Here is a 20,823-nt window from a genome sequence, read left to right as displayed (position 1 = left end):
GGCATCGAACCGGGTCGGCGGCGTGGATCAGTGATTCGCGGCGAAGGACATCGCCCGACTCAGCTGCGGCACGGACGGAAGCTGCGGCGCCGGACGAGATTCCAGCGCCATGTAGTAGGCGGCCTCGTATCCGGCCCCGAGCCCGTCCACCGAGAACCGCTCCATCACCCGGCGTCGGCAGGCGACCGGATCGATGCGGCCCACCTCGGCGATGGCTGCGGGCAACTCCGCCGGGTCGTCACAGATGATGCCGGTGACCCCGTCCTCGACGACCTCCTCGACCGCGCCGCCGCGCAGCGCGACAACCGGTGTGCCGCAGGCCATCGCCTCGATCATCACGATCCCGAACGGCTCCTCCCAGCGGATCGGGAACAGCAGACACCGCGCCGAGGACAGCAGCAGCCGCTTGGCCACCGCGTCGGCCTCGCCGAACACACAGTCCCGCTCGGTCAGCAGCGGCCGCACCGCGGAGTTGAAGTACTCCCGCTCGGGCGGTTCGTTCATCTTCGCCGCGAGCACCAGGGGAATATTCGCCGCGTGCGCCGCCCGCAACGCCAGATCCGGACCCTTGTACGGGGCGTAGCGGCCCAGGAACAGGGCGAAGTTCTGCTTCTTGATCTGTAGCGGCCACTCGATGGGCCGGACCGCGTTGTGCACCCGGCCGATCCAGTTCAGGTTCGGCGCCAGGGACCGCTGCCGGTCGCTGATCGCGATCAGCTGGGCGGTGTCGCCGAGGGCCCGGTAGTAGTCCTGCGGTTCACCGTCGACCGGGCCGTGCACGGTCACCACGGTCGGGATGCCGAGCGAGGCGTACATCGGCGCGTTCAGCGGTCCGGCGAAGGTGTGGTCGTGCACGATGTCGATGCGTTCGGTGCGCGCCAGTTCGGTGACGATGCGCCGGACCTTCAACGCGTGCAGTACTTCCGGGAAGGGATCGCCGAGACGTTCGGCGAGGATGTCGTCCCAGACCTTGACGAACCGCGCGGTGGTGCCCGACCGCCCCGCCCCGAGCAGGGTGACGCGGTGTCCGCGCGCGGTCAGTGCGTCCGTGAGCTGCGCGACGACCGCCTCGACGCCGCCGTAACCCGACGGCGGGACCTCGAAATACGGTGGTGCGACCATGACGACATCGAGCGGCGCGGCGGACTTTCGGAATCCCACAATGCGTGCATCGGCATCGGCATCGGCATCGGACGGGAGGGAACTCATGGTACTGCCTCCTCAACGTGTGAAGCTGCGACCAATCGGAACATCGGATGGGCATCGCCCGCCTCGGGCGTGATCCCAGCGTGATGCATACCCAGCATCCATCTGGCTAATCATGTGTCCGAAAATCTTACGAGAATGTCCGAATTGAACCGGCGGAATGTAGCTCTTGTTCAGGAAACACGCCCAGGTATTAAACCGTTTTCCAAGCGATACGCCGCTATCCTCCCACCCTCCGGCAAACCTGCGCAAGGGACCGATGTCGGCGGCCGATGTAATGGCTGAATCCGGTTCGGCGAAGCTCGGAGTCGGCCCGAACCTCAAGTTTGTATTGCGACATTCCGCCGAAAATCCCTTGCCCATAATGGCGTGGCGGCGGTTTTGCCAGGCCGACGCCGGATAGCCTTGTGTCACCGTCGATTCGCCGGATATGGGGCTTTTATCCCATTAGCTGGCAGGTTGCTGAGGAACTGTTGCGGCGCGTTTCGGAGGCATTTCCGAGACATATCAAGGTCATCTGTGTGAAGATCAAAATTGTTGCTACGCAACGTCGTTGAGTATGTGTAAGCTGACGGACAATCATGACCCACTACGAGGTGGGACGACCGGCGAGGCGGTGTCACAGTGAATGTGGACAGACTCCGGATACGCCGCGCGGCCTATGTTGCGACCGCGTTCGGCGTACTGGCTCTGGTGATAGCGGGTCCGCTCGATCGGTTGTTGCTGGGCACATTCATCTGCATCGGACTCGGGCTGGGTTGGCTCAACGCTCAGCTCACCTGGAAGTTCATCACCCGCCAGATTCGTTCGGAGACACCGAGTAAGCAGGGATTGCTGCTGTCGACCGCGGTCCGTTTGTTCGGATTGACCGGTTTGTCCGTTTTGGTGGCTTTTCTGGCCCGGCCCAACGGCATCGGAGTTTTCTTCGGGCTGGCCCTCTTTCAGGTCATTCTGGTTCTTCATACCGTCCTGCCCGAGTGGAAAGCGATGCGCCAGCTGTCATGACGATCCACGCCTCGTTGACCGGTATTCCGAGTTCGATCGCCCGGTCCGAACTCTCGCTCGCTGATTCCGGCGCCAAGATCAAGGTCGGCGAACACGCCGTTGCCCACTTCTGGGGCATGGACTTCAACGTCGACACCATCGTCTCGACGTCGGTCGCCGCCCTCATCGTGATTGTGCTGGCGATCTTCCTGCGCATCAAGCTGACTTCCGGTGTGCCCAACGGGGTTCAGCTGTTCTTCGAGGCCATCACCGTGCAGATGCGCGATCAGGTGGAGTCGGCGATCGGCCTGCGGGTCGCGCCGTTCGTGCTGCCGCTGGCGGTCACGCTGTTCACCTTCATCCTGCTGTCCAACTGGCTCTCGGTGCTGCCGGTCCAGTACGGCGAGGGTGAGCTGGTGTCGCCACCGGCCTCGGACGTCAACTTCGTCTATGCCCTGGCGCTTTTCGTGTTCGTCTTCTATCAGGGCGCGGGCATCGCCCGACGTGGTGTGGGCGGGCATTTCAAGGCGCTGCTGAAGGGGCACACCGGATGGGGTCCGATGGTGTTGATCAACATCATCGAGGAGATCGCCAAGCCGCTGTCGCTCTCGCTGCGACTCTTCGGCAACATGTTCGCCGGCGGTGTGATGATCGCCGTGATCACGCTGTTCCCGGTGTGGATCAGCTGGGGCCCCAACGCGATCTGGAAGATGTTCGATCTGTTCGTCGGGGCGATTCAGGCGTTCATTTTCTCGCTGCTGACCGTACTCTACTTCAGCCAGTCGATGGCGCTGGAGCACGAAAACCACTGATCGGCGCCGCCGATCGGAGTAACTGTTCGAGAACAGGAAGTGAAAATGGCAGATCCAGCAACCGCTCAGATCGTCCAGGGTGCCCTCATCGGTGGCGGCATCATCATGGCCGGTGGCGCCATCGGCGCCGGTATCGGTGACGGCCTGGCGGGTTCCGCGCTGATCAACGGTGTGACCCGGCAGCCCGAGGCCGAGGGCCGGTTGCGCGGTAACTTCTTCCTGACCGTCGGTCTGGTCGAGGCCGCGTACTTCATCAACCTCGCTTTCATGGCGCTGTTCGTATTCGCCACTCCCGGTAAGTAATACGAGATGTCTCCGCGAACCGATGTGGAGGCCGCTGGGAACTTCCTCATTCCCAACGGAACCTTCTTCGCCGAGCTGCTGATCTTCCTGATCGTGCTCGGAGTCATCTGGTTCTTCGTCGTTCCGCCGATCCGCAAGGTCCTGACGGAACGCGAAGAGCGGGTCGATCAGACCTCGGCGAACAACAAAGAGGCCAAGGAAACGTTCGCCGAGGCACAGGCCAGATACGAGTCCGCACTCGAGAAGGCGCGCGCCGAGGCCGCCGATATCCGCAACGAGGCGCGTGCCGAAGGGCGCACCATCCTCGAACAGCTGCGTGGTGAAGCGCAGCAGGAGGCGGACAACATCGTCGCGGAGTCCGCGGCGCAACTGCGGGCCGAGGCCGACCAGGTCGCCGCGGAACTGCGGGAGGCGGTCGAACCGCTGTCGCAGTCCCTGGCCGAACGCGTGGTGGGTCGCGACGAAGGGCACGCCGGCACCAGCTCCGGCCAGCGAAGGGGACGGGCTACTTCATGATCAACAGCGGTGTGCTCGCTGAAGGGCCGTATCACATCTCGTTCGATTGGCCGGTCTTCTTCAGCCAGCTGTTCGGCTTCGTGGTGATCGTCTTCGTCTTCGTGAAGTGGATCCTGCCGCCGCTGCGTCGGATGATGGCCAAGAGTCAGGACGTGGTGGCGCGTCAGCTCGACGAGAGCGACAAGGCCGCGACCAGGCTCGAAGAGGCCAAGAAGTCCTACGACAACGCGCTGGCCGAGGCCCAGGTCGAACTCGAGCGGATGCGTGGTGACGCCCGCGCCGACGCCGACCACATCATCGCGCAGATGCGTGAGGCGGCGACCGCCGAGGTCGAGCGCGTGCGCAAGCAGGGGCGCGACCAGATCGCACAGCTGCACCGGCAACTCGTGCGCGATCTGCAGGCCGAACTGGTCACCAATATGCTCGATCGCACTGAGGAGCGGGTGCGTCAGCAGGTGGCGTCGTTGCAGGCCAAGGCCGACAGTGTCGAGAACTTCCTCGAGGATCTCGAGGTGATGGCCAACGGAGATGCCTCCCCGTCGGTCAAGCGCCGGGCACAATCCCGCTGGAACTGATCGGTCCGTTCTCCGCGTCCGCGACGGCTGTCGTTGTGGGCGCGGAGACTTGTTTTTCGAGGTCGGAACGTTGCTCGGCGTTCACAGAAAACTCGTTGCGCCCCATATTCGCCGCGCGCTAGGGTGTTTGTCATCCCCGCGCGCCCGCGGGGACGTCAGTCTGTTCGCGGGCTGAGGGTCACCACGATGCACGGGGGGTTCGCCATTTCTCCACAACAGTGGTTGTGGTCTGCCGGATCTCGGTGCCACGCGGGCTGATCATGCAGCCGGCCAAGGAAACTCGCCCATCGATCGTGCGTGATCGATGGGTTGAACCGTATCTTACTGCGGCCCAGACGTTTTCGCGTCTCGAAGTATTTCGGGCCGACTCCATCTTTCCGAGCATTCCGTCGCGAGAAGGGCCGACCGATGGCTGACAGCGAATTCGACACCTACACCAAGGCGGCCAAGGCGGGGCGCGTCCAGCTGAAACCGCAAGCGGCGCTGGACTGTGCCAACATGTGCGCCGACCTGATCCACGAACTCAACCAGACGATCAGTAAATCCGGCGAGTTGGCCACTGTCACGGGCTTCGGCAACCTCCCGAATGCGACGGACCTCGCCAAGCGGTACGCGGACCGCGCGAACCCTCAGTACGACTCTTCGATGCCGAACGTGTTGACCAAGCATCGCGACGTCGTCAACGACATGATGGAGACCTTCATCGCGTCCGGCCGCGCCTATCTGAAGGCCGAAGATCATTCTGCCGCAGACCTTTCCGGCTACACCCTGTCCAGTTATGACACGCAGGTGGACAGCTGCCGGGCGAAGACGAAATAGTAGAATTCCGACCGGCGGCCCAGGGAGGTGACCAATGGGTGACTCTGCTCCGAACAATCCGAAGTCGTACAAACTCAACGACTTCAAACCGGACAACGAGACCGTCGACAAGAGCACCGTGCTGGGCACCAGCGGTGATATTTCGACCGAAACGGGCGAGGTCCCGTGGGAACACTACGGCAGGGAGTTGGATGGCGCGGGAGGGCTGGTGAGTTTCCGTGAATCGATCGAATCCAAACCGGTGCAGGAGTTGGCCAACAGCTGGCGCACGCACGGTGACACGCTGACTTCGCTCGCCGGCAAGTTCTCCAACGAGGTCAAATCGAAGATCATCGCTTCCTGGGATTCGACCGGCGGCGGCAGCGCGTCGACGGCGGTGCAACGTTACGCCGATCAGTTGGCACAGCTGCCTGTGGTCATCGAAGGGATCGCGAACAGCCTCGAATTCACGGCGAAGTTCCTTGAACTCACGAAGAACAATATTCCGGGCTCGGACGGCAAGCTGCACGACGGGACGTCGATCGTGCAGACCTCCGGCCAGTACGACAACGACCAGACCAGGGCGCAATTGAAGTCCCTGCTCACCCAGCGGGCCCATGACGTCATGAACCAGGTGTTCGTCGCGGGCGGGAAATCCGCGGACGCGGCCATGCCGATATTCCCACCGCCGCAACCGGTTACGACTGGACTTCCGGATCCGAACACCGGGCGCACCGGTACGCCCGGCACTCCCGGTACCCCTGGTACGCCCGGCACTCCCGGGATTCCGGGCCCGCCCGGACTGACGCCGTCGAATTACACCCAGCAGTCGCAGGAGTACGCGAAACAGCAGGAAAAGCAGCAGAAGGAACTGGAAGCGCAGCAGCAGAAGCAGCTCGAGGAACAACAGAAACAGCAAGAGCAGCAACAGAAGCAGCAGGAACAGCAACAGAAGGAACAACAGCAGCAGCAACAACAGCAAGAGCAGCAGCAACAGGTCCAGCAGGTCGCACAGACGCTGGAGCAGGGATTGCAGCAGGGCTTGCAGGCTGCGCAGCAGATCGGTCAGCAGTTCACCCAGAAGTCGGCGCAGACCGATGCCGAGAAGCTCCTCGACGGCTTGGAGAACCCCGCGGTAGCAGGCCTGGCGGCCTCGGCGCTGAACGGTTTGGGTGGCGGGACCGGCGGCGGTGGCGGCGGTGGCAAGGGTTTCGGCACACAGTCGCTGCTGGCGAGCGAGGCTGCGGCCTCGTCCAAGCTGTTCCCGCGCGCGACCACGACCTCCGCGCTCGGCGAAACCGTCAGCGGCCAGGTCAAGGCCGGACTCTCCACCACCAGCGGGATGGGCATGCCGGGTATGGGCGCGATGGGCGGCGGCCAGCGCAAGGAGAGCGACAAGGAGAAGAAGCGCGCCGAATTCCTGGATTCGGAGGAGTGGCTCGAGCAGGCCATGGGTAACGCGCCGGTGACCGCGAAGCCGGTCGTCGACGGATGAGCGTGCATCGGGGGCGGCTGACGTCGTTCGAGACGGTCGTGCTGTGGGAGCTGATGTCGCGTGAGCGACTGCCGTTCCCACTGGTCCATTGGCCGACGCAGCAGTACGAGGACGACTACATCCGCGCGAAGAAGGAGACCGCCGAGCGCCTGCTGGCCTATCTGCCGGAAGACGCGATGCAGTTGTGGGAGGCCGCGGTCAACCCGGACATCGTGATCTGGGCGGCGGGCGAGCCGTCCGCCGACGAGACGGATATGTCGCTGGTGACGCGCGTGGTCGGATTGCGGCGCGAGGGTTACGCGGTGGTGCTGGTGCAGCAGCCCGGCGAGACCATCGAGCGCGGCGGCGACGTCGATGTCTACGAGACCGACGTGGTCGGGCTGGCGCGGTCGGTGATCGAACATCTGCCCAAGGTCGGGCGGGGTAAGCGGGGCGAGGTCCAGATCCTCCCGGAGGAGCCGGACGGTTCGGATGCGCATCACGACGGCTCGCCGGTGCTCGATTCGAACGACCAGACGCAGCAGCGTTCGGACCGCTGGCGCCGTGCGAAGGCGATCCAGTTCGGCGACCTGAAGGTCGAGCCCGGCAAGGGGGCGCACTGGATCCAGGACCGCAGTGGCTATCTCATCCGCTGGCGCGACCTTGTCGACGACGGCCGCTACGTGATCGAGGCCAAACCGGATCCGGTGGCGGTTCCGGTGGACGACGAGGGATTCGAGACCGTCGTCAACCGGCGGGTCGCGGATCTGGTCCGCCGGATCCGGGAGAACCGGCCCGCCGACCGCGACTTCCGGGTCTCCTGAGCGGCCGGGCGCGGAAGCGGTCCGATGTTCGACGAGATGACCTGTGACACACTCGAATTCCTGCTCGAGACGCAGCTCTACGACAAGCGCCTGCCGGGTCTCGGCGCGGTCGTCGAGGTGGGTGGTGAGCGGTGGGAGCTGGCCCTGGGCGTCGCGGATGTGACGACCGGTGAGCCGTTCCGGATCGGCGATCACCATCGCGTCGGATGTGTCACGAAATCGTTCACCGCGACGGCCGTGCTCCAGCAGATCGACAGTGGCCGAATAGGTTTCGAGGATACCCTCGAACCGTTCGTGCCGGGCATACCGAACGGCGAGCGCATCACGATCCGGCAGCTGCTGAACATGACCTCCGGGGTGGCCAACTTCGCCGGGGTGCCGGACTGGCTGCCGGTGCGCGCGGAGCCCTCCTTCGACACCCCCGACGCGGACTGGCCGCAGGAGCGCAAGGTCGAGCTGATGCGAAGGGGCCCTGCGGCTTTCGAGCCGGGGGCCAAGGCAGACTACTGCGACAGCAACTACATCCTGCTCGGCCTGATCCTCGAGCAGGTGACCGGCAGGCCCGCGGCCGCGGTGATCAACGACGATGTGGTGGCCGCGCTGCCGGAGCTGACGAGCACCGAATTCCCCTCTGTTGCAAAGCTTCCCGACCCTCATCCGACGGTCTATAGCTATCTGCCCGACGATCGCACATTGCGCGCGCTCGGCGATATGAACCCCAATATGCTGTGGACCGCGGGTGCGATGACCTCGACCGTCGACGATCTGCTGCGCTGGGTGCGTGAACTCGCCGAGGGCAGGTTGCTCTCGGCCGAACTGCGGGATGCGCGGCTGGCGCCGACGCCGTTGGACCGGCGGCGCGCCTTTCACCGGTACGGGCTCGGGGTGCAGCGACTGGGCGCGCTGCTCGGCCACAACAGCATCATGCCTGGGTCCTCGTGCGCGGTGTACCGCTATCCGGCCGAGGACGCGTCGGTCGCGGTCGTGACCAACGCGTCGGCGAACGTCGATGCCATCAGCATGGAGATCGCCCTCGATCTGGTGCGGTCGCTGTATCCGGGGTTCGTCGATGGCTGAGCCGGACCGCGCGTCGGAGGATCCGATCGCGATCGTCGGCATCGGATGCCGGTATCCGGGCGGTATCGCCTCGTCCGCGGAGCTGTGGGCGTTCGCCGCCGAAGGGCGAAGCGCCACTTCGGCATTCCCGCTCGACCGGGGCTGGGATCGAGGCAGACTCCCGGCTTCGGTCAACACCCGGCACGGGAATTTCCTCGATGCGGCCGACGCGTTCGACGCGGCGTTCTTCGGTATCAGCCCGCGCGAGGCGCTGGCGATGGACCCGCAGCAGCGGTTGCTGCTGGAAACCTCATGGGAAGCCCTGGAACGCGGCGGTATCGATCCGTTGTCGCTCGCGGGTTCGGAAACCGGGGTCTACTTCGGCGTCGTCGCGATGGATTACGGTGGCCGGGTCGGCTCGGACCGTATGGGTCTGGCCGGGCATCTGGCCACTGGGACCGCGCCGGCCGTCGCGTCGGGTCGGGTGGCGTACTCGCTGGGGCTGGCGGGGCCGGCGGTCACCGTGGACACCGCGTGCTCGTCCTCGCTGGTCGCGATACACCTTGCGGCACAGGCACTGCGGACCGGCGACTGCACGCTCGCGCTGGCCGGTGGTGCGACGGTGCTGAGTTCGCCGAGCGCGATCGTCGGGCTGGGTGAACTCGGCGCGCTCGCGGAAGACGGCCGCTGCAAACCGTTCTCGGTTGCGGCCGACGGGTTCGGCATCGGTGAGGGCGTGGGAGTCCTTGTCCTGGAACGGCTTTCGCAGGCCCGTCGGCGCGATCATCCGGTGCTCGCGCTGCTGCGCGGATCGGCGACCGGGCAGGACGGCGCGTCGAGCGGGTTGACGGTGCCGAGCGGCCCGGCGCAGGAACGGGTCATCCGCAAGGCGCTCGCCGCGGCCGGGCTCACGCCCGAGGACATCGATGTGGTGGAGGCGCACGGTACCGGCACCACGGTCGGCGATCCGATCGAGGCGTCCGCCCTGATCGCGACCTTCGGTGGAACACGTTCGGCCGCAACGCCGTTGCTGGTCGGATCGGTGAAGGCGAACATCGGTCACGCGCAGGCCGCGGCGGGTGTGGCGGGCGTGATCAAGATGGTCGAGGCCATGCGGCACGCGGTGGTGCCGCCGACACCGGGCGCCGAGCGGCCGACGACCGCCGTGGACTGGTCGACCGGCACGGTGCGGGTGGTGACCGAGCCGACCGCGTGGCCGTCGCGGAATCGGGTTCGTCGCGCGGGGGTCTCGGCGTTCGGCATCAGCGGCACCAACGCGCACGTGATCCTGGAACAGGCGCCGGACGAACCCGTGGCGGTATCGCGGCGCCGGCCCGCGGTCGCGGTTCCGCTCGAATTGTCGGCGAAGACGGGACGGGCGTTGGCGGAGCAGGCATCTCGGCTGCTCGGGATGCTGGACCGGGAGCCGGTGGACATCGCGTGGTCGTCGGCGACCGGGCGGGCGGATCTCGCCTGCCGAGCCGTCGTCGTCGGCGCGGACGCCGACGAGCTGCGTGCGGGTCTGAACGCGGTCGCCGAGGGGCGGGCCGCCGAGAACGTCGTCACGACCGGCAGGCCGACCGGGGACGCCGTCTTCGTGTTCCCGGGCCAGGGCTCGCAGTGGGTCGGGATGGCGGCCGAATTGCTCGATACCGCACCGGTATTCGCCGAACATATCGCCGAGTGCGCCGCGGTGTTCGCCGATCTGGTCGACTGGTCGCTGCCGGACGTGCTGCGGAACGCGCCGGATGCGCCCGGACTCGAGCGGGTCGATGTGGTGCAGCCGGTGCTGTTCGCCGTGATGACCTCGCTGGCCCGGCTGTGGCGGTCGGTCGGTGTCGAACCCGCCGCGGTGATCGGTCATTCGCAGGGGGAGATCGCGGCCGCCTACGTCGCCGGGGCGTTGTCGCTGGCCGAGGCCGCGCGGGTGGTGATCGTCCGCAGTCGCGCGCTCGTCGCGATCGCGGGGCAGGGCGGCATGGTGTCGGTGCCGCAGGCGGTCGGCGAGGTCGGCGCCCTGCTCGAAAAGTGGTCCGGCAGACTGGGTGTCGCGGCGGTCAACGGTCCGTGTTCGACCGTGGTGTCCGGCGATGCGGACGCGATCGCGGAACTGATCGCCCACAGCGACGCCAACGACCTTCGCGCCAAACAGATTCCGGTGAACTACGCCGCGCATTCGGCGCAGGTCGATGCGATCGGCGCCGAATTGCGTTCCGCGCTGGCCGGAATCGGATCCGCTGCCGAAGAGAGCGGTCGGACGACGCGGCGGGACGGTGACGTCCCGATCTTCTCGACGGTCACCGGCGGTCTGCTCGGCCCGGTCGCGACCGATGCCGGGTACTGGTTCGAAAACCTCAGGCAGCCGGTGCAATTCGAGTCGGCGATCCGCGCCGCGTACGAGCGCGGGTACCGCACCTTCGTCGAGGTGAGTCCGCATCCGGTGCTGACCATCGGAATTCAGGAAACGCTCGACGCCGAGGATGTCACGGTCCTCGAAACCGTGCGGCGCGACCAGGGGGATCTACGCCGCTTCCTGTTGTCCGCGGCGCAGGTGCGCGCGAACTGGCGGACCTACCTCCGAATGCTGCGACCGCGACGGGTCGATCTGCCGGTATATCCGTTCCAGCACAACCGATTCTGGCTCGCGCCCGACGAGGGGGGCGCCGGTGCCGTGCACCCGTTCATCGATGCGATGGTCGAACATCCCGAATCGGGTGAGGTGACGTTCGCCGGCGAGGTGTCCGTCGACCGTCAGCCCTGGCTCGCCGACCACGCCGTCGCCGGAACGGTGTTGCTCCCGGGGGCCGCGACGGTCGAACTCGTACTGTCGGCCGGAGCCTCGGCCGGCTGCCGTCGTCTGGCCGAACTCGTGCTGCACGCGCCGCTGGTCGTCGCCGAATCCGGTGCGGTGCAACTCCGCACGGTCATCGGCACGCCCGACATCTCGGGGCGGCGACCGGTCCGGTGCTATCTGCGCACCGACGACGCGACGCAGTGGACGCTGCACGCCTCGGGCACGGTGACCGGCGCACACCACGACGCGCCGCAGGTCGACACGGCCTGGCCGCCGCGCGACGCGACGCCGATCGATCTCGGCGACTTCTACGAACGATGTGCCGCCCGAGGATACGAGTACGGTCCGGTGTTCCGGGGACTGCGCGCCGCCTGGGTGACGGGTGCCTCGTCGCGGGATCGGGAGTTCCACGCCGAGATCCTCGCGCCGCTCTCGTCCGGTGTGGCGGGATTCGGTCTGCACCCGGCCCTGCTCGACGCGGCGTTGCACGTGCTGATCGAGCCGTTCGCGACTCGCGACGCCGCCACGGTGAGCCTGCCGTTCGCCTGGGAGGGTGTCGAGTTGTACGCGGCGGGTGCGACCGCGTTGCGGGTGCGTGTGACGACGCTGGCCGAAGGGCGGGTCGCGGTGACACTGTTCGACACCGCCGGCGCCGTGGTCGCCAGGATCGATTCGCTCGCCTCGCGGCCGATCGATCGACGGCAGCTCTCCGGTGGGCCGGTGTACGGCCTGGACTGGGTCCCGGTATCGATTCCGGAACCGCACGGGGACCGGATCACCAAGGCGCCCAATATATTACGGTGCCGGGAGATTCCGGTGACCGACGGTGACCTGCCACGGGCGGTGCGTACCCGGCTCGTCGCGATCCTCGCACAGATCCAGCGGTGGCTGGCACGCGACGACGACAGCACACTCGTCGTCGTCACCTGCCGGGCGGTCGCGGTGCACGGCGGCGAGGACGTGCTGGATCTCGTGCACGCACCGGCTTGGGGGTTGCTGCGGGCGGCGCAGAATGAGCATCCGGGGCGGATCGTGCTCGTGGACGTCGACGACTGGTCCCACCGCCGGGTGGCGATCGCCGCGGCGCTGGCCACCGACGAACCGCAGCTCGCGTACCGGCGCGGAATCACCCACGTGCCCAGGCTCGTTCGCGCCCGCGCGGATCTGGTCGGCAATGCCGAACTGATCGATACCGGGTCGTGGCGGCTGCGGACCGGCGGTCACGGGACGTTGCAGTCGGCCAATCTGCGCCTGGCGCCGCTCGCGGAGCCGGAACGGGAATTGCGGGCGGGTGAGGTCCGGATCGCGGTGCGCGCGGTGGGGCTGAACTTCCGCGACGTGATGATCGCGCTCGGCATGTACGACGGGGGCGAGGCCGAGATCGGCGCCGACGGCGCCGGGGTCGTGGTCGAGGTCGCGCCCGACGTCACGTCGGTCGCCCCGGGAGACCGGGTGATGGGGCTGCTCGGGCCGATCGCCTCGACCGTGACGGTCGATCACCGGTTGGTGGTCCCGATTCCGGCCGGGCTGTCGTTCGCCGCGGCCGCCAGCACGCCCGCGGTATTCCTCACCGCCTATTTCGCGCTGCGTGACCTGGCGGATCTGCTCCCGGGTGAGCGGTTACTGGTGCACGCGGCGACCGGTGGGGTCGGCCTGGCGGCGATCGCGTTGGCCCGGCACTGGGGTGCGGAGCCGTTCGCCACGGCGAGCGCGGGGAAGCAGCACGTGCTGCGCGCGCTCGGATTCGACGACGACCACATCGGCGACTCGCGCACGGTCGAGTTCGAGCGGACGTTCCTCGCGACCACCGGGGGCGCCGGTGTGGATGTCGTACTCGATTCTCTCGCAGGCGAATTCGTCGATGCCTCGCTGCGGTTGCTGCCCCGTGGCGGCCGGTTCGTCGAGTTGGGGAAGACCGATATCCGCGATGCGGCGGCTGTCGCGGCGACTCATCCCGGCGTCACGTATCGGGCGTTCGCGCTGGTCGACGTCGGTCTCGATCGGATTCAGCGGATGCTGACCGAGATCGCGGCGCTGTTCGAATCCGGTGTGCTGCGGCCGTTGCCGGTCGGGCGCTGGGATATCCGGCGCGCGCCCGAGGCGCTGCGTCATCTCGGTCAGGCGCGGCACATCGGCAAGCTGGCTCTCACGATTCCGGACGAACCACGTTGGGCGGGAACGGTTCTGATCACCGGCGGCACCGGGGTCATCGGCGCGGCGCTCGCGCGGCATCTGGTGACCCGGTACGGCGTGCGGAATCTCGTGCTGCTCGGTCGTCGTGGCATGGCGACGCCCGGTGCGGCACGGCTGCACAGCGAGCTCGGCGCACTCGGGGCGGACGTGCGGATCGTGGCATGTGATGCCGCGCAACGGGATTCGCTGCGGGAGGTGCTCGCGGGGATCGATCCGCCGCTGGCCGGGGTGATCCACGCCGCCGGTCTGCTCGACGACGCGGTCATCGATACGATGACCCCGCGGCAACTCGAGAACGTGCTCCGGCCGAAGGTCGACGCCGCCTGGAACCTGCACGAGCTGACCGCGGCATCGGATCTGTCGATGTTCGTGCTGTTCTCCTCGATCGCGGGCATATTCGGCCCGGCCGGTCAGGCGAACTATGCCGCGGCCAACACCTTCGTCGACGCGCTGGCCGCGCACCGGGCCCAGCTCGGGCTGCCCGCGCTGTCGCTCGGCTGGGGGTTCTGGGCGTCCGCGACCGGGATGACCGGGCATCTGCGCGACCGGGATCGGACCCGCCTGGAACGAGCCGGATCCGTCGCCATGTCCTCGGCCGAGGCCCTGGACCTGTTCGACGAGGCGATCGAGCTCGGCCGGTCGTTCGTCGTACCCGCTCGCCTCGATCTCGCCACCATCGAGGCGGGGGAGATCCTGCCGGTGCTGGTTCGCGGCCTGGTGCGCGCGGCCCCGAAACCGGGTGACGCGCCCGTGGCCGCGGTCGGTGGCCTGACCGGGCTGGATCCGGAGCGACGACGCGAGCGGGTGTTCGCCCTCGTCCGCTCCACCGCCGCCGCTGTGCTCGGTTACGAAGGCCCGGACGCGATCGGCATCGACCAGTCGTTCAAGGAACTCGGATTCGATTCCCTCGGCGCGGTCGAATTCCGCAATCGGCTGCGGACCGCGCTCGGTGTTGCACTGCCGACCACGGTTGTCTTCGAGTATCCGACCGCCGCCACGTTGACCGATCATCTCTGCGCGGCGTTGGAGTGACGGGTGAAACGTTGTGGCTCAGGACGATTCGGGACGCAGGGTCAGGACCGTGATCTCGCTGGGGGCGAACAGGCGCAGCTGCGGGCCCCAGAAGCCGGTGCCGCGGCTGGTGTAGAGGCGGGTGTGGGTGCCGTGGGTGCTCAGGCCCGCTACGACCGGTTGTTCGAGGCGGACCAGGTAGTGGAAGGGCCAGATCTGTCCGCCGTGGGTGTGGCCGGAGATCTGTAGGGCGACACCGGCTTTCACCGCGTCGGCCACTTGCCGGGGTTGGTGGGCGAGCAGGACGACGGGCAGGTGCGGGTCGGCGTCGGCGAGGGCGGCGGGGAGGTCCGGGCCGTGTCCGGGCAGGCCCTTGCCGGTCGGGTCGTCGATACCGGCCATGACCAGGCGGTCGCCGTCGCGGGTGATGATCTCGTGCTGATTGCGCAGCGGCTGCCAGCCGAGGGAGGTCATGTGCTCGAGCCAGCCGGGGGCGTCGCCGAAGTATTCGTGGTTGCCGGTGATGTAGAACCGGCCCAGCGGTGCGGCGACCTTGGCCAACGGGTCGACCTGCGGGTGTCGTTTCGCCACCGAGCCGTCGGCGAGATCCCCTGCGTGACAGGCGATATCGGGTTGCAGGTCGTTGACGATCTCGACCACCCGCTCCGACCAGCGCAGCCGGTTCAGCGCCGCGTAGTGGGTGTCGGTGATCACCACGAGCCGCAGGCCGTCCAGGCCCGGTCCGAGGCCGCGGATCGGTACCTCGACGCGGCGCACCCGGGGCACCCGCCGCGCCTCGCGAATACTCCACGCCACCAGCACCGCCGCGAGGGCCAGCACCCCCACCGCGATGATCCGCGACCGCGCCGGATCGTGCACTCCCGCCGCGCCCAGCACCAGACCGACGATGTTCCCGATCACCGACGACGTGAAGACGACCCACATCACCCCCAGCAACGTATCGCCCACGATCGACGCGGCATCGGATTGCGCGGGGCCGTGCCCGAAGAACATACCCGCAGGTAGACAGACGTATCCGAGTAGGAAGATCGCGGTGCCGATCCAGAACGCCGTCCCGGTCGTGACCGCCCCGACCACCGTCCACCACGGCAGCGCGAACAGGATCGCGGGGATCGCCAGAAAGATGATCAGGCGCGGAATGTATTTCACCAGGGTCGTCCTCGTCCGTGTGAGCGCAGGGCACCACACCCGGCCCAATCGACCATACCCGGCACGAACGCCTGTTTTCCGGATCGTCGTGACGCGCATTCCCGCCGACGGATCGCGGGTGAACGGGCGTGTATGCGGCTGACGAGCGCCCGCTGCCATCCCCAGCCCAGTGGCGTCACGGTGCGCCGGCTGACGCGATCGCCGGTCGTGCGGCATTCATCTCGGCAGCTGTGCCGACGGCGCCCCGATCGGCCGCAGCCGCGACAGGTTCGGCGCGATCGGAGGCGGTCGTGCGTGCCGGGCATCGCTCGTCGAGGCGGGCGGAACTGCCTCGACGAGCGATGGTCGGATCAGCGGCCGCCGACCGGTTCTACTTCAGGTGTCGCGTGAAGAACCGGGTCACGTCGTCACCCTCGGACTCCGGGACGCCCGTATGCCCACCGAGGTTGGCGTGCAGTGCCTTCTCCTTCGAGCCGAAGGCGTCGAACAGGTCCAGGGCCAGTTGCCGATCGTTGCCCTCGTCGTCCCACTGCAACAGGACCAGCAGCGGAATCTCGACCTGCCGGGCCTCCTCGAGCATGCTGCGGGGGACGAAACTCCCGGCGAACAGGGTTGCCGCCGCGATCCGTGGCTCGAGCAGCGCCATCCGCAGGCCGATGGAGATGAAACCGCCCGCGTACCCGGCCGGACCGCCGATGCCGGGCAGTTCGAGCCCGGCGTCCAGCAGGGCCTGCCATTCCGGGACCGCCTGCTCGGCCAGCGGGAGGATGAGCCGGTCGATGACCTCGGGGGTGACCGGCTCGCCCGCCGCCAGCGCCCGCTGCATTTCGCCGCGGGCCCGCAGGGAGTCGGCGGAACAGGGCCGGCCCTCGCAGCCGGGCAGTTCGATGGTGGCCGCGGCGAACCCCGCCGACACCGTGTGCCGGGCCCGGGCCGCCAGCCTCGGATACATCCTGCTGAGCCCGCCGGGATGGCCCATCAGGATCAAAGGCGTTGTCGCGGTGACGGATTCGGGCGTCCACAGGAAGCCGGGAATCTCGTCGAGGGTGAATGCGCGTTCGAGGACGCCGTCGTCGAAACGCTTTTCGGAAGTGAAGTGCATGGTCGTGCCTTTCGGAAGTGCTGCGAACGGCGCTCCCGGACGACCTACTACCGCCCGACCGTGACCCCTGAGGGGAGCACCCATGTCGTCAATGTGTTCACGGGTACCACCTCCTCGGCTCTCGCACGGTCCCCGGAAGGCTAACAGCGGCCGCCGCGCCCTGCCAAAGGGTTTTTCGCGGAGGACGAAACATGTTTTCCGGCAAGGGGAACGACCATAGGCTCGGGGCATGACATCAGATCTCGTCGCCGATCTCGAGCGGGCCTTCGAAGCGGTGGGGCAGTTGATCGCGCGGATCGAACCCGGGCAGTGGGCCGCGCCGACGCCGTGCACCGACTGGACCGTGCGCGATGTGGTCGGCCATCTGGTCGGGCTGAATCTCGTGTTCACGGCCTTGCTGACGGACGGTCCGATGCCGGATCGGCAGGCGGATCCGCTCGGGGCGGATCCGCTCGCGGCCTACCGCACCTCCGCCGCCGCGGTGACGGCCGCGTTCGGTGCGCCCGGGGTGCTGGAACGGACGTTCACCGGACCGCTGGGCGATGCCACCGGCGCGGGGCGGCTGCGGATCCGGATCGCGGATCTGCTCACCCACGCCTGGGATCTGGCCCGCGCCACGGGAATTCGCGTCGAGTTGCCGGAGGATCTGGTGCAGGACGCACTTGCGAACATCAGGGCGCAACTGGCCGGGCAGTCCCGCGCCGGACGTTTCGACGACGAGCGATCCATTGCCGCCGACGCCCCCGCACTCGATCGACTCGCCGCCTTCACCGGCCGCGTGATCTGAAGTCCCGCCCGAATTTCCCCCTTATCCGCGTGCGGTCCGGGCGCGTCTTCCCGCATGCTGGAGGAAGAACCTGTACCTGTAGATGAGGTTCGCACAGGGGTGGCTTTTCTGCGAGGAGTGCCGATGCCGACACGGTGGTTTCGCTGGCTCGTTTCGATGATGGGGATCGTGCTCGTCGCCGGTCTCACCGCGGGTCCTGCCCAGGCGCAGGATCCGCTGGACCGGTTCTACGGGCAGCGGTTGGATTGGCAGTCCTGTCACGACGACGCCCTGGACGCCGCCGGTGCGCGGTGCGCGGGAGTGCTTGTCCCGCTGGACTACGCCCACCCCGACGGCCGCACGCTCACCCTCGCGATCTCGCGGATCGCGGCGACCGATCCGGCGCGGCGGCGCGGGGTGCTGCTGTCCAATCCGGGTGGGCCCGGCGGCCCGGGACTGCGCACGATGACCAGCGTGCAGAAGGTGCTGTCCGCCGATGTGCGGGCGCAATACGACCTGATCGGCATGGATCCGCGCGGTATCGGCCGTTCGAATCCGGTGAACTGCGCGATACCGCTGCCGACCCTGCTGTTCTCGGCCGGATTCGACGTGTTCGGCCTGGCCCGCGATACCGGGGTGGCCGCCGCGCTCGCCGCGTCCTGCCTGGCCGGGGACATCGATAAGCTCCGCAACATCACCACGCGCAACACCGCCCGCGACATGGACGTCATCCGGGGGGCGCTCGGCGTCGACCGGATCAGCTATTACGGCGCGTCCTACGGCACCTATCTGGGTGCGGTGTACACGCAGATGTTCCCGTCGGGCAGTGATCGGATCGTGCTGGACGGCGCCATCGATCCGGATCGCTACTGGGTCGGCATGTATCAGGACATGGGCCCGATCAACGAGTACGCCCTGGACGACTGGGCCGCGTGGGCCGCCCGGCACGACGACGAATACCACTTCGGCACGACCGCGCCGCAGGTGCGCGCCTTCGTCGAGGACACCATCCGCCGCGCGGCGAAACATCCGGTGATCAGCCTCGGTTCCGCCTATCTGGTCGACGAGCACACCGTCCCGATGATGCTGCTGGCGCTGCTGTCGAATCCGAAGATGAATGCCAATCTGGCCGAGGTGGTGCGGATGGTGTCCGACGGCGCCGACGGCAAACCGCTGGACGTGGCGAAACTCAAATCCAAGATCAGCGGCGCGGTGCCGCTGGAGGCGTCCGGGATGGCCGCGGTGATGTGCGACGACCGCGCCGCGCCCCGCGATCCGGCCTGGTACTACCGCAATATCGAGGCGGCCCGCCCGACCCAGCCGGTATTCGGCGCGTTCGCCAACAACATCACCGCCTGCGCCTACTGGCCCACCCCGCTGGAACCCGCGACCCGGGTGCGGAACGCGACCCCCGCCCTGGTCCTGGCCACCGTCCACGACACCCGCACCGCCTACCAGGGCGGCCTCGCCCTGCACCGCGACCTCACCGCCTCCCGCCTGGTCACCTTGGCAGACACCAGAATTCACGGCGCCTTCCGCGTCGGCCTCAGCCCTTGCCTGAACGACGCCGTCAACACCTACCTCGCCACCGGCGCGCTGCCGGATACGGACATCACCTGCGAACCGGACCCGGAGTACTTCCCGAAGTGACATCGGGGAAGTCCGCACCCGGGACCGATCGGCACACGCATGCCCGAGTGTCGGAGATACCCGCATCGGCAGGCCGAACGGCATCGTCGCGTTGTGGGGATGCATTGCCCACAGCGTCGCGATATCGGTGCGCGTCGGAGATACCCGCATCGGCAGGCTGAACGGCATCGTCGCGTTGTGGGGATGCACTGCCCACAGCGTCGCGACATCGGTGCGCATCGGAGATACCCGCATCGACAGGGCATCGTCGCGTCGTGGGGATGCATTGCCCACAGCGTCGCGACATCGGTGCGCAACCGGTTCGGCTACAGGGTGATTCGTGGATATCGGGATCGGGCATCGTCGTCGGCCGGGCGTTGCCGGGGTCGAGCTGACGTCCGCGAGTGAGCACGGCACGGTGGTTCTCTGTCGCCTTGGACGGGTCGTGCGGGCATCATGGGTGCCGAGGCAGCCGCGCGGACTAGGAACGAATGGGCGTGACAGAGAACGATGATCGCTGGGGGAGTGGTGGGGGGGAATCCGCTGCGGAGGTAGTGGGCGAGGAGGCGGGGTTGTCGACCGCCGATGAGTTGCGCTTTCTCGTTGCGGGACAGGTGGAATCCGGATCCGGTGCGGGTGCGGGTGCGGAGAGTATGGCCGGGGAGGCGGGGATGTCGCCGGGGGCGAATGGGCAGTACGGGGCCGCCGGGTGGCAGGTCAGTTATGCGTTGGCGGGTGTGCGGCAGTCGGGGGATCGGGTGGGGGATGGGGAATCGGCTTCGGACCCAACCCGGTTCGGGGATCAGGGGACGGCGGATGAACGGGAGTCGGGGCGGCGGCAGGTCGGGAGCGGATCTTCCAGTGCGGCTTCGGCGTCCGAGCAGGTTGTGCGGCAGGCGAATTCGGGGGAATCGCGCCGGAAGCGGCTCGGGATGCTGGTGGTGGCCGGGGTGGTGGTGATCGTCGCGGTCGTGGTGGGGGTGACCGTGTCGAGCCGGGTGTCGCAGCGGGCCGTGGTGGTGCAGGTGACGCCGTCCGCGCCGGTCGAGGCGACGATCAGTCCGGACACCAGTGCGACCGAGCCGGTGATCCGGGGGTATCAGGGAGTTGCGGTGCCCGCCTTCGGGATCGGGTACGACGTGCCGACCGGGTGGGTCGTCGAACCGGCGCACACCACGTGGACGATCGGGGGATTCACCGGGCGCGGTCAGGCCGACGAAGGGGCGCGTTACTGTCCGGGGTCGGGGTACCGGGCGGTGGCCACGCTCACCGATTCGGGGCAGGGGGATCCGGCGCGGGCGGCGACGGCCGTCGGCACCACCGCGGCGCAGACCAGTTACGGCGGTTCGGGTGGCGGTACTGCCACACCGGCCGTCGAACTGACCACCCGCAGCGGCATCACCGGACAGTACGTGGAGACCTCCGGGACCTGGACGCCCAGCCGAACCGGTTGCAGCACAACGACATTCTCGGTGTACACCTTCGCTTTTCGAGGCGCGTCGGGCTCGGTGCTGGTCCTGACGATCCTCGCCGACCGCGGCACCCAGGGGGAGTTGACCCCCGCCCAGGCACACGAAATCCTCACCAGCGTGCGCGATCTGCGCTGACGG

At 67.6% G+C, this 20,823-nt stretch carries 16 protein-coding genes; 13 read left to right on the top strand and 3 right to left on the bottom strand.

The window, feature by feature from the left end; translation table 11 throughout:
• Positions 1-27: 27 nt before the first annotated feature.
• Positions 28-1,209, bottom strand: a complete 1,182-nt coding sequence (locus NRB20_RS10640; protein ID WP_406603805.1) for a glycosyltransferase family 4 protein — start codon at positions 1,207-1,209, stop codon at positions 28-30.
• Between the two features lie 621 nt (positions 1,210-1,830).
• Here NRB20_RS10640 and NRB20_RS10635 point away from each other — a divergent pair.
• From NRB20_RS10635 to NRB20_RS10590, 10 genes are all read left to right on the top strand, one after another.
• Positions 1,831-2,211: a hypothetical protein gene (locus tag NRB20_RS10635; protein ID WP_319944725.1), complete on the top strand. Its 381-nt coding sequence runs from the start codon at positions 1,831-1,833 to the stop codon at positions 2,209-2,211.
• A gap of 116 nt (positions 2,212-2,327) precedes the next feature.
• Positions 2,328-3,002, top strand: coding sequence for a F0F1 ATP synthase subunit A (atpB, locus tag NRB20_RS10630; protein WP_264766344.1), 675 nt, complete (start codon positions 2,328-2,330; stop codon positions 3,000-3,002).
• A 45-nt stretch (positions 3,003-3,047) separates the two neighbouring features.
• A complete protein-coding gene (locus NRB20_RS10625; RefSeq protein ID WP_040819136.1) occupies positions 3,048-3,305 on the top strand; it encodes a F0F1 ATP synthase subunit C in 258 nt (85 codons plus the stop codon).
• 6 nt (positions 3,306-3,311) lie between these two features.
• Entirely contained in the window at positions 3,312-3,821 is a 510-nt protein-coding gene (locus tag NRB20_RS10620) for a F0F1 ATP synthase subunit B (protein ID WP_153409935.1), read from the top strand.
• Complete coding sequence (locus NRB20_RS10615) at positions 3,818-4,396, top strand: F0F1 ATP synthase subunit B family protein (protein ID WP_153409934.1); 579 nt, start codon at positions 3,818-3,820, stop codon at positions 4,394-4,396. Before NRB20_RS10620 ends, NRB20_RS10615 begins: the two co-directional genes overlap by 4 nt.
• A gap of 408 nt (positions 4,397-4,804) precedes the next feature.
• Positions 4,805-5,215, top strand: coding sequence for a hypothetical protein (locus NRB20_RS10610; RefSeq protein WP_153409933.1), 411 nt, complete (start codon positions 4,805-4,807; stop codon positions 5,213-5,215).
• Positions 5,216-5,249: 34 nt separating this feature from the next.
• Positions 5,250-6,689, top strand: coding sequence for a hypothetical protein (locus NRB20_RS10605; protein WP_153409932.1), 1,440 nt, complete (start codon positions 5,250-5,252; stop codon positions 6,687-6,689).
• The gene (locus NRB20_RS10600) at positions 6,686-7,492 is read left to right on the top strand and encodes an ESX secretion-associated protein EspG (protein WP_153409931.1); all 807 of its coding nucleotides are present in this window, start codon (positions 6,686-6,688) and stop codon (positions 7,490-7,492) included. Before NRB20_RS10605 ends, NRB20_RS10600 begins: the two co-directional genes overlap by 4 nt.
• A gap of 36 nt (positions 7,493-7,528) precedes the next feature.
• Positions 7,529-8,569: a serine hydrolase domain-containing protein gene (locus tag NRB20_RS10595; RefSeq protein ID WP_194289797.1), complete on the top strand. Its 1,041-nt coding sequence runs from the start codon at positions 7,529-7,531 to the stop codon at positions 8,567-8,569.
• Positions 8,562-14,567 carry a type I polyketide synthase gene (locus NRB20_RS10590; RefSeq protein WP_194289796.1) on the top strand — a complete coding sequence of 2,002 codons (6,006 nt, stop codon included), beginning with the start codon at positions 8,562-8,564 and terminating at the stop codon, positions 14,565-14,567. Before NRB20_RS10595 ends, NRB20_RS10590 begins: the two co-directional genes overlap by 8 nt.
• Before the next feature lie 18 nt (positions 14,568-14,585).
• On the opposite strand, the gene NRB20_RS10585 is transcribed toward NRB20_RS10590, so the two are convergent.
• Both NRB20_RS10585 and NRB20_RS10580 read right to left on the bottom strand, forming a co-directional pair.
• Positions 14,586-15,716, bottom strand: coding sequence for a metallophosphoesterase (locus tag NRB20_RS10585; protein ID WP_319944724.1), 1,131 nt, complete (start codon positions 15,714-15,716; stop codon positions 14,586-14,588).
• Between the two features lie 370 nt (positions 15,717-16,086).
• Positions 16,087-16,818, bottom strand: coding sequence for a dienelactone hydrolase family protein (locus NRB20_RS10580; protein WP_153409928.1), 732 nt, complete (start codon positions 16,816-16,818; stop codon positions 16,087-16,089).
• 229 nt (positions 16,819-17,047) lie between these two features.
• Between NRB20_RS10580 and NRB20_RS10575 the strand changes: the two genes are divergently transcribed.
• The 3 genes from NRB20_RS10575 to NRB20_RS10565 all read left to right on the top strand — a co-directional run bounded on the left by NRB20_RS10575 (position 17,048) and on the right by NRB20_RS10565 (position 20,820).
• Positions 17,048-17,605 (top strand): TIGR03086 family metal-binding protein, encoded by a 558-nt coding sequence (locus NRB20_RS10575; RefSeq protein WP_153409927.1) that lies wholly within the window; start codon positions 17,048-17,050, stop codon positions 17,603-17,605.
• A gap of 123 nt (positions 17,606-17,728) precedes the next feature.
• Positions 17,729-19,234, top strand: a complete 1,506-nt coding sequence (locus NRB20_RS10570) for an alpha/beta hydrolase (RefSeq protein ID WP_153409926.1) — start codon at positions 17,729-17,731, stop codon at positions 19,232-19,234.
• Between the two features lie 476 nt (positions 19,235-19,710).
• Entirely contained in the window at positions 19,711-20,820 is a 1,110-nt protein-coding gene (locus NRB20_RS10565; protein WP_153409925.1) for a hypothetical protein, read from the top strand.
• Positions 20,821-20,823 lie beyond the last annotated feature (3 nt).

Source organism: Nocardia macrotermitis, assembly GCF_009604405.1.
GTDB classification, from domain to species: Bacteria; Actinomycetota; Actinomycetes; order Mycobacteriales; family Mycobacteriaceae; genus Nocardia; species Nocardia macrotermitis.
The sequence above is the reverse complement of the archived record's forward strand: the minus strand, read 5'-3'. Positions and strand labels throughout refer to the sequence as shown.

Coding starts and splice junctions, on each gene's coding strand:
- NRB20_RS10640 (WP_406603805.1), bottom strand. CDS start 1,209: ATGAGTTCCCTCCCGTCCGATGCCGATGCCGATGCCGATGCACGCATT.
- atpB (WP_264766344.1), top strand. CDS start 2,328: ATGGACTTCAACGTCGACACCATCGTCTCGACGTCGGTCGCCGCCCTC.
- NRB20_RS10625 (WP_040819136.1), top strand. CDS start 3,048: ATGGCAGATCCAGCAACCGCTCAGATCGTCCAGGGTGCCCTCATCGGT.
- NRB20_RS10620 (WP_153409935.1), top strand. CDS start 3,312: ATGTCTCCGCGAACCGATGTGGAGGCCGCTGGGAACTTCCTCATTCCC.
- NRB20_RS10615 (WP_153409934.1), top strand. CDS start 3,818: ATGATCAACAGCGGTGTGCTCGCTGAAGGGCCGTATCACATCTCGTTC.
- NRB20_RS10610 (WP_153409933.1), top strand. CDS start 4,805: ATGGCTGACAGCGAATTCGACACCTACACCAAGGCGGCCAAGGCGGGG.
- NRB20_RS10605 (WP_153409932.1), top strand. CDS start 5,250: ATGGGTGACTCTGCTCCGAACAATCCGAAGTCGTACAAACTCAACGAC.
- NRB20_RS10600 (WP_153409931.1), top strand. CDS start 6,686: ATGAGCGTGCATCGGGGGCGGCTGACGTCGTTCGAGACGGTCGTGCTG.
- NRB20_RS10595 (WP_194289797.1), top strand. CDS start 7,529: ATGACCTGTGACACACTCGAATTCCTGCTCGAGACGCAGCTCTACGAC.
- NRB20_RS10590 (WP_194289796.1), top strand. CDS start 8,562: ATGGCTGAGCCGGACCGCGCGTCGGAGGATCCGATCGCGATCGTCGGC.
- NRB20_RS10580 (WP_153409928.1), bottom strand. CDS start 16,818: ATGCACTTCACTTCCGAAAAGCGTTTCGACGACGGCGTCCTCGAACGC.
- NRB20_RS10575 (WP_153409927.1), top strand. CDS start 17,048: ATGACATCAGATCTCGTCGCCGATCTCGAGCGGGCCTTCGAAGCGGTG.
- NRB20_RS10570 (WP_153409926.1), top strand. CDS start 17,729: ATGCCGACACGGTGGTTTCGCTGGCTCGTTTCGATGATGGGGATCGTG.